Genomic DNA, 12,752 nt, shown 5'->3' with positions numbered 1-12,752 from the left:
CTTCCCTCTTCCTCGACTAAAAGTTCATTTTTTTGTCATTTTTCCAGAACAAATAAAAAAACTGAGAGTCGATTAAACTCTCAGTTTTTTTATTTATTTTGCTGTATGTTTTCTAACGGCTGGTAAAATTTCAGTAGCAATTAATTCAATATTTTTCTCAATTTTATCAAATGGTACACCGCCAAAATCAATTTGTGCCATAAAGCGTTGTTGGCCAAACAATTCATATTGGTAAAGCATTTTCTCAATGATTTGTTGTGGGCTACCAACCATTAAAGCATCACGGTAATCTATTGCATTTGTAAATTGCTGTTTCGGATACCCATCACCGCGCAGTGTAAGCATACCAGCATTAATGTGAGGGTAATATTCACTAAGTGCATCTTGTGAATTTTTTGCCGTATAAAATAAACTCGTTGTCGCAACTGGTAAACTAGCTGGATCAAATCCGCTTTGCTGAGCAGCCTCGCGGTAAGCATCTACTGACACTTTAAAGTTAATTGCTGGACCACCAAGTGTTGTTATCATCATTGGCACACCTGCACGTCCTGCTTTAATTGCACTAGCTGGTGGACCTCCAACTGCACGCCAAATTGGTAAGTTATTATTTTTCGCTCTTGGAATAACCGATGCATGTGCGAGCGGTGCTCTGAACTGTCCATTCCATGTTACATGTTCCTCGTTATTAATTTTTAATAAAAGATCCATCTTCTCTTCAAATAATTCTTCATAATCATTCACGTCATAACCAAGTAAACTATATCCTCCAATACGAGATCCACGACCAGCCACAATTTCTGCACGTCCATTAGAAATCAAGTCAATGGTAGCGAAATCCTCATATACTCGAACTGGATCAGATGTACTTAATATCGTTGCGGAACTTGCAATTTTTATATTTTTCGTAGCTTGCGCGACCGCACCTAAAATAACTGTATGAGCTTGCGTTGTAAAATGTGTTTGGTGACTTTCGCCGACAGCAAACACATCAAGTCCTGCCTCATCTGCTAACTTAGCTGTTTCAATTAGTTCGTGAATTCTTTTTTCTGGCGTAATTTTGTCCCCATTATGTGGATTTAAAACATGATCACCAATTGAATATAATCCAAACTCAATTCCTTTTCTTGTATCTATACGGTATTTTTCCATAGTTACTCTCCCCTTTAATAAAGTAGTATTAGTTTTTTTCTAAAAACGTTGGTAAGTCAAGTTTATCTCCGTATTACCTACACCATCACTTGATTAGTCAATTGATGGTGTAAAAAAAATTACTCTTGCGGTAATTCTTTTTTTTCACTATGCTTATGAACTTTCGTCATCAGCTCATATAATATTTTCTGCTCTTCTTCATTTAATACATCATCAAAAAACGAAGATTGAAATGCAAGTTGCTCTGGCAATGCTCTCTCTAAAGCCGCTTCTCCTTGCTCTGTAAGACTAATTGTTTTCGTTTTCCAATCTTGTTTTCGTACAATATATCCTTCTTTTTCAAGACGAGTTAACATTCGAGAAATGCCACCTTGTGTAACAGTTACCTTTTCAGCTAACTCCATTTGTGTTAGTGGTTGATACGTACGTATTTGCAAAAGCACATCAAATTGAGCTGTCGTTAAATCAAAACGTTTTAAAAACTCATTTGACATTTGATTACTTTGGTTCGTAAATCGTATTAAACGTAACCATATTAATGATCCTATCGTATTATCACGCATGTTTTGTCACTTCCTAGCGTTAATCTTACTATCACTTTACTACGCAAGTGATAAAAAAGCAAGAGAAAATGTAATAAATATAACGATAGAGTATTGCATAAATAATGATAAGTAAGAATTCATATAAACATGAATTCTTACTTATCATTATTCTTAGCTTTTCATTTCATTCATTACTATATTTAAAGCTGACATAGCTTTTGGCCAACCAACGTAAAAAGCCATATGTGTTATTAATGCAACCAATTCATTCTCCTTAATCCCATTTTGTTTAGCTAGCTTCAGATGAAATTGTAATTGTTCTGTATTACCGAGACTGATTAGTGCTGACACAGTACACAAACTTCTTTCCCTTAATGTTAAAGTGGCATCCCGCCACACTTCCTCAAATAATATCTTTTCACTATAATGAGCAAATGCAGGTGCCATTTCTCTCATTTTCTTTTTAATATGTACTTCAATAAGTTCATTTTTCATTTTTTTCTCCCTTTATTTTCACCATTTGTGCTATTCCTTGACCAAATGACCAGTTTTCAGCAGCTGTCTCATTTAGTGTAATAAAAATATCCGAAGTTTTAACGTCGGAATATTCCGTAATTTTTAAAGATACCGATTGATACAAATCTTTTTTCTGTTGCACCGTTCTTCCCGGTCCACATGTAATAGAAACATATATCATATTCTCTGTTCTCTTTTCTCCTCTTTCCAACAAATAATATGGATTATATAAAAATTTATTTTGTTGGTAAGGTAAGAACATTTGAAAATAATCATTTTCAGGGATGTTAAAATGTTCAATTAACGAAAGATGGATACATTCCCCCATTTTTTCCAACTCTTCTTCATTTAATATGTTTTCAGGATAATAAATCTTCACAAAAGGCATAGACTTTCATTCCTTTTCTTATTTTTAATATACAACAAAATTTCATCGTGAAATGTGTAAAATCTCATATACTGTAGCACCTTTATTTACTATAATATCAGGCTTCTCTTCATAAAACTCAAACCTACTATATCCCCATTTATCCGGATTATAAACGATTACATTCCCTAAACACTTTTCATTGTTTTGTACATTTTCATTCATCATGTTTAATTGAGTCCCAATCAGCGTTTTACTTTGAGCAATACTTCCTGCATATTCAACAACATATCTACTTTTCTTAAATCCATCACTTAGATTAACAACTAATGGAACACCTATATGTATTTGTTGCCAACCAAACGATTGTAAAATATTATCGTAATACCCTTCAAAGATAAATTTATTCATCCCTTCATGCCCATTCCAAATATATAAAGGTGCATAGCAGTTATAAAAATTCCCGTCTTTCTCCGTTTCCGTAATTAAATAAGCTTTAAAATTTAGTGCTTGGAAACCATCAGTTTTATAACCATTATCCTTTACCCTTTTCTTAATAATTTCCATGTCATAATCCTTTGGCAAAATGACCTTATATTGCATTCCAATCATGTTTATCACTCGCTTTCAATCTTATATACATTATGATAAATCGATAAGTAGCTAACGTAAAATAGGTATAAATTATGTTTGGTATCATTTATAATGATAGTGCATAAGGGGCTGAGATATATGGAAATAAATGATCTTATTATATTCAAAACTGTAGCCAGTGAGGGTTCTATTAGTAAAGCTGCTAAAGAGTTAGGTTATGTTCAACCGAACGTAACTGAAAGAATCAAAAAATTAGAACAAGAATTAGAAACACCCTTACTACATAGAGATAACAAAGGCGTTTCCTTATTACCTTCTGGTGACATTTTATTAGATTACACGAATCAAATATTAACTCTATTAGAAGAAGCGAAAGATAAAATTAAAACAAGTGGGTCTTCTTATATAATCGCGACGTCACAATCGATTTTGACTAATTATTTAAGTAAGCGTATTAAAGAAAATTTCATGAATTATCAAATATATGTAGAAAATAGTAGTCATTTGCCAAAATTACTGCAGCAACAAAAAGTTGATATGGTCATCACTTATGAGGATGATTTTGGTGCAGGTTTTAAAAAAGTATTTACTACTTCAATTTCTATAGGCTTACTAAAAGATCAAGAAAAATGTATCCTTGACTATTCAAAGGAACTCTTCTTCGTTAGTAATGACAAAAAGTGCCCTTTTAGAAATAAGACGATACAATTTCTAAAAGAAAATAATTTATCTCAGCGTCAACTTCAACAATTAGATTCTTATTCGCTTATGGAAGAGTTTATTCAGGACGGAAAAGGGATAGCCTTTTTGCCGATTAAAAATGATAAATTGGTACCAATTGAAGATTTTCCAGTTGAGAAATTAGCTGTTCATTTTTTTACAAATCAAAACTCTTTCAAACAAATCCCTGATGAACTATTTGGTTAATAAAAAATCCCTCCTTTATGAATCTAAAAGAGGGATTTTCATATTCTATACAATTGATTTTTCACACATTTTGCTCCACTTCTGCACTTTTCTCCTTCTTATTCCGTTTCATATTCTTCAGTCCCTTAACCGTGCCAACTAATCCTTTCGGGAAAACTAGCAATACGATAATGTACAATAAACCAAGAATAATCGTCCATCGTTCAAAGATCGGATACTCTGTAGCTAGTTCTGATAAATAATATTTTAGAGATTCAATAATTCCAGCTCCTGCAATTGCTCCTATTAACGTTCCAACCCCACCAATCATCGTCATCAATAATGCATTTAATGTCATTTCAATTGAAAATACAGTCGTATTAACAAAACGCAATGTGATAACAAATAAACCACCGCTAATCGCAGCTACTACTCCTGCAACAATGCTAGCAATAATTTTATAATGAAGCACTTTATATCCTAGTACTTCAACACGTTGCTCATTTTGGGAAATTGCCTTTAATACTTTTCCAATAGAAGATTTGGTGAAAAGACGTAACAGAAAAAAAATGATAAGTAAACATATAAGTGTTACATAATAAAACGTAAAACGATCACGGAATACGTCTGGTACACCAAATGTAAAACCATCTCCTCCGTGAGTAAGCCCACGCCATTTTTCAGCAAGTACAAAAAATAACTGTGAAATAGCAAGTGTTAACATTGCATAAAAATGACTTTTCAATCGTAAAGAAAGCAAACCAATTATATAACTAACGATTGCTGAAACGATAATTGCAGCTACTATTCCAATTAAAAAGTTCGTTATTGATACGCCTTGTCGATCAAATAAAAGCGCTACCCCATATGCTCCTATCCCAAAGAACATACAATGACCGAACGATACAATTCCTGTATACCCAAGCAATACATCAAAACTCATTGCAAAAATAGCAAAGATGAAGATTTGAGTGAACAAAATTAACAGGCTCCGTGAATCATTTACGAACGGAAATACACTTAAACAAATGAGCATACATACTCCGAAGTATACTTTAATTCGGTCCGATGTGTTGTTCACCATTTCACCCCTTTTCACCAACAAGTCCAGTTGGCTTCACTATTAAGAAAAATAGTAACATTAACATATTAATTGCAAGTGATAAATCTGGTATAAAATACGCTGTAAAAGCACCAGCTAATCCGACAATTAAAGAAGCAATAGCTGAACCTTGAACGCTTCCTAATCCACCGATAATTACTACTATAAAAGCTAAAATTGCATACTGCATGCCCATCTCGGCGAAAATAACGCCCGAATACGGTGCTAATAAGAATCCTCCCAAAGCTGCCATCCCTGCCCCTAATAAAAAGACGAAAGAAAATATCGCTTTTACATTAATACCAAGCGCTTGAACCATTTCTTTATCCATTACACCTGCACGGATCATAAGACCTATCTTCGTCTTTTTGAGTAATAGTAGTAGTGCAATGTAAATAATTATCCCAATCAAAATAACAAATAGACGATATTTAATTAATATAATACCTCCGAATGTAAAACTTCCTTGTAACCATAACGGTAATTTTGCACTAATAGGGTTTGGCCCCCAAAATATTTTAATACACTCACTAAGAACGAGCATTCCTCCAAGCGTAACGAGCAGCTGTCGAACATGATTTCCATATACCGGCCTAATAAGAAACCTTTCTAAAATAAATCCTAGGAACATTCCCATGGCTACTGCTCCAACTAAAGCTAATATATAACTTCCTGTCACATTAAATAACCAAACACCTGTAAATGCTCCCCATGCAAATAAACCACCGTGTGCAAAGTTTAAAACGCTCATTAAACCGAAAATAAGTGAAAGACCTGATGCTAACAAAAAAATGAGCATCCCTGTTGAAATCCCATTTACAAATAAATTGATTAACACATCCATCCTTTTCACCTCGGATTCATGTTAAGAGATTCCTAAATATTTATGACACATTTCCTTATCCTTTTTTAATTCATTCATAAAACCGTTATGAACAATTCGTCCGTTATCCATAATGTAAAAATAATCGCCAATTTGACTGGCCATCATAAAATTTTGCTCAACAAGTAAAACTGTTGTTTTCTCTTTCATCTTCAAAATAGCTACCATTAATTTCTCCACCATTATCGGGGATAGCCCTTTGCTCGGTTCATCAATAAGTAATAATCCATCACTATTAATAAACGCTCTTGAAATAGCCAACATTTGCTTTTGCCCTCCGCTCAAGAGCCCACTTTTCTTATTCCAAAACTGCTTTAAATCCGGAAATAGTTCCAGCATCCACTCTATTTTCCCTTCTACTTCCTCACCTTTTCCCCTAGCAAGAGCGAAAGTTTCTTCTACTGTCAAATCATGAAAAATACCTTGATTTTCTGGTACATACCCTATTCCTTTCCTTGAAATTAAGTGTGTAGGTAATCCACTCACTTTTGCACTATCATAATAAATTTCACCATCTGCAATGCGGTGAAACCCCATCACTGAACGTAATGTCGTTGTTTTCCCTGCCCCATTTCTACCAAACAGTACAGTAATCGTCCCTTTCTCAACAGCAAGAGATACTCCTTGCAAAATATGAAACTGATCTAAATACGTTTCTATATTATTCACTTGTAATAGTGCCACTATATAATCCCCCTAAATAAGCACTTTGTACACGCTCATCTTTCATAATTTCTTCTGGCAATCCTTCAGCCAATAACTCTCCATGAAATAAAACGATAAGATGATCTGACAAACCTAGTATCATATCCATTTTGTGTTCGATAAGTACAATTGTGCTCTCTGGATGTTTCTTAATATTTTCAATCACTTGTAATATAGCAGGGACTTCCTCAACCGAAATACCTGCCGTCGGCTCATCAAGTAATAACACATCCGTTTTTAAAGCTAATAACATCGCAAGTTCTAGCTTCCTTTTCTCTCCATGTGCCAAATCTTTCGCTAATACGTTCTCTTTTTCATGAAGTAATACTGTTTTTAAGAAACGTCTCGCCTCTCCAACTTGTTGCTTTAATTTTGCTGAACTCGGGAAAAAACTATAGTAATCTTGTACGAATGATTGAACACTTAAACGGACATTTTCAAGTACCGTTAATTCTGGGAATATGTTTGTAAGCTGAAAAGAGCGACCGATTCCTAAGCGTGTTCGATCTGAAATCGATAGTTTTGTAATATCTTGCCCTTTAAAATACACTTCACCTGTTGTGGGTGAAATCTGTCCACTTAGTAAATTAAATAACGTTGTCTTCCCCGCACCATTTGGCCCAATAATAGAAATGAGCTTTCCTTTTTGGACAGTTAAATTTACATCTTTAATAACTTGATGTTCACCAAAAGATACACTAAGATTTTTCGTCTCTAGCAAATGTGTCACGAAATCCCTCCCTTTAAAGCCGTGAGTATGAAAGAAATATGTATAAAGAGGGTCCCCCCTCTTTATACAAAAACAACAGAAAATTCAGTCTATTTATTTTGAACTGGTGGTTCTGTTTCTTTCATCGTTAATTCTCGCTCTAACACTGGCACCGGATAATCAACACCGTCTTGCTTTTTCAATGTGATAGAATACAGTGTCTGCATCGCTTGGTGGTCCTTCTCTCTAAACTTCATCTTTCCTTTCGGTGTATCAAATTCCATTCCTTCCATTTTCTTAATCAAGGTATCTACATCTGTATCACCTTTTGTTTTCTTTAAGGCTTCTACAATAGAAATTGCTGCTGACATTCCTCCTGCTGTAAACAAATCTGGCACTGCACCATTAAAACGTTTTTTATGCTCTTCAACTAGCCAATCATTCACTTTATTTTTTGGAAGTGTGTGATAATATACAGAAAAACCTTGCATACCTACTAATGCATCCATTGTTTTTAATGCTGGTATATCTGGCGCACCTGTAGAAATTTTAATACCTTGCGCTTCCACATTCATATCTTTCAACTGTTTCCAAGGTGAATTTGCCCCTGCCCAAACGATAAATAAATAATCTGGTTTTGAACTAATGATATTTTGAATATTCGCTGTAAAATCTGTTGAATTTGTATCCGCGTATTGCTCATTCACAATGTTCGCACCTAATTTTTTCGCACCCGCTTTAAATGCAGCAATCCCTTCACGACCAAAAGCGTTATCTGGGGCAAATGTTGCAATCTTTACATCTTTTTTCGCAATTGCTGCTGCTCCTGCAATCGCATCTTGTGAGGAACTTCTTCCAGTTCTAAAAATATATTTATTCCAGTTCTTCCCGGTAATACTATCCGCAACTGCCGGTTCTACAACCATAATCTTTTCATATTCTTCAGCCAGTGGTAAAACCGCTAACGTATCACTTGAACTAGACGATCCAACTAAAAAATCAACTTTCTCTTCTTCTAATAACTTCGTAGCTTTTTTAACTGCTACATCCGCTTTCGTTTCTGTATCTTCTACAACAAACTTAATCTTTTTCCCATCTACTTTCCCAGTTCCACCAGTTGCATAATCTAACCCTAATTCAAATCCGTTCACTGTTTGTTTTCCATACGATTCTAGCGGTCCTGTTAAAGAAGCAAGGACTCCTACCTTAATCGTTTTTTCATCCTCTGTACTTGTTTTCTTTCCTGAACAAGCTGCCGTTATTAATAACGAACCTAAAACACAACCAGTAAACATTGTTTTTAGCCACTTACGTTTTTTCATCGACATTGTGATCCTCCCCATACTTTACTTTCTGATAGAATCAAACACGCCAAAATCCCCTGTCCGTAATCATGACTAACTAATTCGATAGATAATGGAAAACTCTTGTAGTACCCTCTACATTCGGCACAAATATATAATCACCTTCCTATGTAATGGAAACGGACATACAATCAATATATATTCTGCAATCCAATTGAAAATACTGTTTCATTTCAGTAATGACCATACAAAAAGACTAACTTATTTTTAAGTTAGTCTTTTCCCCTTAATTAGAGTTAAGTTCTACTTTCTCTAACCCTTCAGCCAATTGTTTCTTATCTAGTCCTTCTCCTATTACTACTAAGTTTGTCGGGAAACCGAAGTCTTGTTCTAATAAAGTTGGTACTCCGAACGAATATTGGAATAGGTGAGGGTATTTATCTCCATGGAATTTCACAAAACCTTTCACTCGATAAATACTATCTGGTAAATTCGAAAGCCATTCATATAATTTGTCTTGATCAATCGGTTTCGTAAATTGATATGTCATTGTTTGTATATGTAAATGCTGTTTGACATGTAGTGTCTCGTGTTCCTCATCATTTGGAAATTCTGCTTCTTCTATATCTTTTAAAGATATATTACAATACTTTGTCTCATACATTTTCGCATGATCATTTATTGCCTTTACTTCTTCAAATACTGTATTCTTATCTTCATCTGTTAGTAAATCTGCTTTATTAACAAGAATGTGACTACCAAATTTCAGTTGCTCATGCAATAGCTGTTGTACATTTGCACTTAATATACTTCGATTTAACCACCTTACTGCATCTAAAACGACTACAATTGATTTCACTTCCAGAAAAGGAGCTAAAATTGGCGAGACACACGCGTCTAACACTTCAATTGGATGCGCAACACCTGTCGTTTCTATATAAATTACATCTGGTCTTTCTTGTTGGTATAACGAATGTAATTGTATTTCAAGCTCTTCTTTTAACGTACAACAAATACATCCTTTAAGAAGTTCTCTTAAAACATTCTCTTTTCCAATAATATCTGTATCTACTGAGTATTCACCAATTTCATTCATTAATACTGCAACTTTTCTATTCTTCTTTTTCTCTGCTAACAATAAATTTTGTAATAATGTTGATTTTCCACTACCTAAAAAACCACCTAATATATGAATCTCCACTTTATTCATTCAACCGACCATCCATTTCTTTACTTCAAATGTATTCAAAGCGTAATAATTACGATTTATATTTATCATTTTATTAAAAGAATGACCATTTGTAAATATAAGAGATTCACTGTTCATTTACTTCATATGCAACTCTAACTCCAGACTCAATTGCCCCTTGCATCCATCCATGTGTTAATGTCGTATGCTCTCCTGCAAAATGTACTTTTCCAGATGGTGGTGTAATATACGGAAATAACTCGAGCTCTTGGCCTGGTTCGAAAGCTGTAAATGCACCGCAAGAATACGGATTTTTACTCCAGCTAAAAGATGTTCCAGTGACAAACTCACTATAGACGATGTCCCCGTATATTTCCGCTAAATTTTTTAATGCGTACCGAATACGATCTCTTTGCGGGAGACTATCCCATGTTAGCGCCTCATCTGCCCACGTATAACTTGCTATAACGATAGCTGGTCCTGGAGTATGAATGCCATAACTCGGATAGTATGTAAACCGTATCGGTAAATCAGTAATAGATTTACCGCCACACTGTCCCGCTTTCTCCCAAAATCTACTTTTAAACTCTATTGCAATTTTAGTTGCAGCAATATAATTTAATTCACGAATTGCTCTTTTTTTAAAATAAGAGAATAAATAGTATGGCTGAACTTCTACAAATCTTAACGCTGAAAATGGAATTGTAATAATAGCAAAATCACTTGTTATTGTAAATTGCTCTAACGTTTGTTCATGATTTCCTTGTAACATTACTTTATTATCTTCTTGTATAATTTTATCAACCTTATACGGCATTAAAATATGTTCCCTTAATTGTGGTAAGAATGCATTCGATAACTTATCCATTCCACCAGTTATTTCATAATATTTCGTTGTTGAAGTAAAGAAAATCATTTCACGTAATACTTCAATTAAGGACATTCCCATATAAGCTTCCATATCAAGAAGTACCCCAATCATATCTATCGCACCATCTGAATAATACTCCATTAAAAATGAACCAAGCGAATACGTTTTATACTTTTTTTCAACGATAAGCCAGTTTTTATCAGGATCCTTCTTAATGTAATTTAGTATTGGTTCTAATACTTCAATCATTAGCTCTTCTGCCGTTTTTCCTCTTTCTTTATCCAAAACCGGATATTCAAGTACACTTGGATCATTTTCAAACACATTCAATCTCGTTTGAATGTTATTCGTATAAATGATATCTGCAAAAGTTTTATTTATAAAAAGGTTTAAAGGTAGTTTAAATTTATGAATATACGCTAAGGTTAACTTATGGGTGTCAGGGATTCTCATCGGTCCCGCATTAAAATATAAACCCACACTAAATGGTTCCCGAATCGTATACACTCTGCCACCTACTCTGTTATTTGCTTCTATAATCGTTACTTCGTGCCCAGCCTCTTTTAATAAAGAACTTGCAACTAATCCAGAAATCCCTGCACCTGCAATCGTAATCCGTTTTGGGTTATTCTTTTTAACAAGCCCTGCATGAATAATATGAAGCATTTCTTCCATTGCTAATGGATTCCCCATGCCATTTCCCCTTTTACAAAGGATTTTACTGAATTATATTCGGTTCACTGAATTCCTATGTTTTGTTCGCGGATTTGCACGGATACATTTTCAAATACTTGAATATCTTTTATAAAATGTAATAAACTAGATATGACTCTATAGAAGTAAGACGTATTATCTTACATAATAAAATCAATGAAATTGCGAGGAATTTTGAAATGAAAAAAGGTATTAACCGTGTTGTATTAGTAGGAACAGGAGCAGTTGGATGTAGTTATGCTTACTGCATGATTAACCAGGCTGTAGCTGAAGAATTTGTTTTAGTCGATGTAAATGAGGCAAAAGCTGAAGGGGAAGCAATGGACTTAAGTCATGCTGTTCCATTCGCACCAGCTCCAACTAGAGTATGGAAAGGCAGCTACGAAGATTGTAAAGATGCTGACCTTGTAGTTATTACAGCTGGATTACCACAAAAACCAGGCGAAACACGTTTAGATTTAGTTGAGAAAAACGCTAAAATCTTCAAACAAATCGTTCGCAGTATTATGGATAGCGGATTTGATGGCATCTTCTTAATCGCAACAAACCCTGTAGATATTTTAACTTACGTAACTTGGAAAGAATCTGGTTTACCGAAAGAACGTGTAATCGGTTCTGGTACAACGCTTGATTCTGCTCGTTTCCGCTATATGTTAGGTGAGTACTTCGATATTGGTCCACACAACATTCACGCTTATATTATCGGAGAACACGGCGATACTGAACTTCCAGTTTGGAGCCATGTTTCCGTTGGTATCCAAAAACTACAAACACTGCTTGAAAAAGACAACACGTATAATCAAGAAGATTTAGACAAAATTTTCATAAACGTCCGTGATGCAGCTTACCATATTATTGAGCGTAAAGGCGCAACTTATTATGGTATCGGTATGTCACTTCTACGTGTTACAAAAGCAATTTTAAACGACGAAAATAGTGTATTAACTGTATCAGCTTACTTAGAAGGTCAATACGGTCAAAAAGATGTTTATATCGGGGTACCTGCTGTTTTAAATCGCGGCGGTGTTCGTGAAATTTTAGAGGTTGAATTAAGTGAAGATGAAGAATTAAAATTCGACCACTCTGTTCAAGTATTGAAAGAAACAATGGCTCCGGTTCTTTAATTAAGATAAAAAGCAATCCAATTTATTTTGGATTGCTTTTTATTTTCATTATCTCCTATGACTTTTTAGTGATT

Annotated in this window: 14 protein-coding genes; 2 read left to right on the top strand and 12 right to left on the bottom strand. The window is 34.4% G+C overall.

The window, feature by feature from the left end; genetic code table 11:
* Positions 1-93 precede the first annotated feature (93 nt).
* The 5 genes from V7S45_RS09215 to V7S45_RS09195 all read right to left on the bottom strand — a co-directional run bounded on the left by V7S45_RS09215 (position 94) and on the right by V7S45_RS09195 (position 3,189).
* The gene (locus tag V7S45_RS09215) at positions 94-1,149 is read right to left on the bottom strand and encodes an LLM class flavin-dependent oxidoreductase (protein WP_000417543.1); all 1,056 of its coding nucleotides are present in this window, start codon (positions 1,147-1,149) and stop codon (positions 94-96) included.
* A gap of 119 nt (positions 1,150-1,268) precedes the next feature.
* Entirely contained in the window at positions 1,269-1,712 is a 444-nt protein-coding gene (locus V7S45_RS09210) for a MarR family transcriptional regulator (protein ID WP_001205523.1), read from the bottom strand.
* Positions 1,713-1,865: 153 nt separating this feature from the next.
* The gene (locus V7S45_RS09205) at positions 1,866-2,189 is read right to left on the bottom strand and encodes a carboxymuconolactone decarboxylase family protein (protein WP_000787196.1); all 324 of its coding nucleotides are present in this window, start codon (positions 2,187-2,189) and stop codon (positions 1,866-1,868) included.
* A complete protein-coding gene (locus tag V7S45_RS09200; protein ID WP_227900849.1) occupies positions 2,179-2,598 on the bottom strand; it encodes a tautomerase family protein in 420 nt (139 codons plus the stop codon). Before V7S45_RS09200 ends, V7S45_RS09205 begins: the two co-directional genes overlap by 11 nt.
* Before the next feature lie 42 nt (positions 2,599-2,640).
* A complete protein-coding gene (locus tag V7S45_RS09195; RefSeq protein WP_000579893.1) occupies positions 2,641-3,189 on the bottom strand; it encodes a DUF4865 family protein in 549 nt (182 codons plus the stop codon).
* Positions 3,190-3,309: 120 nt separating this feature from the next.
* Here V7S45_RS09195 and V7S45_RS09190 point away from each other — a divergent pair, with 120 nt between their 5' ends.
* Positions 3,310-4,098: a LysR family transcriptional regulator gene (locus V7S45_RS09190; RefSeq protein ID WP_000405003.1), complete on the top strand. Its 789-nt coding sequence runs from the start codon at positions 3,310-3,312 to the stop codon at positions 4,096-4,098.
* A gap of 61 nt (positions 4,099-4,159) precedes the next feature.
* On the opposite strand, the gene V7S45_RS09185 is transcribed toward V7S45_RS09190, so the two are convergent.
* From V7S45_RS09185 to V7S45_RS09155, 7 genes are all read right to left on the bottom strand, one after another.
* Complete coding sequence (locus V7S45_RS09185) at positions 4,160-5,113, bottom strand: branched-chain amino acid ABC transporter permease (RefSeq protein ID WP_342761911.1); 954 nt, start codon at positions 5,111-5,113, stop codon at positions 4,160-4,162.
* A 49-nt stretch (positions 5,114-5,162) separates the two neighbouring features.
* Positions 5,163-6,023 (bottom strand): branched-chain amino acid ABC transporter permease, encoded by an 861-nt coding sequence (locus V7S45_RS09180; protein ID WP_000382805.1) that lies wholly within the window; start codon positions 6,021-6,023, stop codon positions 5,163-5,165.
* Positions 6,024-6,044: 21 nt separating this feature from the next.
* The gene (locus V7S45_RS09175) at positions 6,045-6,746 is read right to left on the bottom strand and encodes an ABC transporter ATP-binding protein (protein ID WP_001196696.1); all 702 of its coding nucleotides are present in this window, start codon (positions 6,744-6,746) and stop codon (positions 6,045-6,047) included.
* Entirely contained in the window at positions 6,724-7,497 is a 774-nt protein-coding gene (locus tag V7S45_RS09170) for an ABC transporter ATP-binding protein (RefSeq protein ID WP_000149338.1), read from the bottom strand. The genes V7S45_RS09175 and V7S45_RS09170 overlap by 23 nt, the downstream gene beginning before the upstream one ends.
* An 89-nt stretch (positions 7,498-7,586) precedes the next feature.
* Complete coding sequence (locus V7S45_RS09165) at positions 7,587-8,804, bottom strand: substrate-binding domain-containing protein (protein WP_000061996.1); 1,218 nt, start codon at positions 8,802-8,804, stop codon at positions 7,587-7,589.
* A gap of 262 nt (positions 8,805-9,066) precedes the next feature.
* Positions 9,067-9,990, bottom strand: coding sequence for a GTP-binding protein (locus tag V7S45_RS09160; RefSeq protein WP_001044939.1), 924 nt, complete (start codon positions 9,988-9,990; stop codon positions 9,067-9,069).
* Between the two features lie 106 nt (positions 9,991-10,096).
* Entirely contained in the window at positions 10,097-11,533 is a 1,437-nt protein-coding gene (locus V7S45_RS09155) for a flavin monoamine oxidase family protein (protein ID WP_342761752.1), read from the bottom strand.
* Between the two features lie 200 nt (positions 11,534-11,733).
* On the opposite strand from V7S45_RS09155, the gene V7S45_RS09150 reads away from it, so the two are divergent.
* Positions 11,734-12,678 carry an L-lactate dehydrogenase gene (locus V7S45_RS09150; protein ID WP_000715321.1) on the top strand — a complete coding sequence of 315 codons (945 nt, stop codon included), beginning with the start codon at positions 11,734-11,736 and terminating at the stop codon, positions 12,676-12,678.
* Positions 12,679-12,752: the final 74 nt, after the last annotated feature.

This window comes from Bacillus sp. BR3(2024) (assembly GCF_039134555.1).
Taxonomy (GTDB): domain Bacteria; phylum Bacillota; class Bacilli; order Bacillales; family Bacillaceae_G; genus Bacillus_A; species Bacillus_A cereus.
This window is presented reverse-complemented; position numbering and strand designations above follow the sequence as displayed.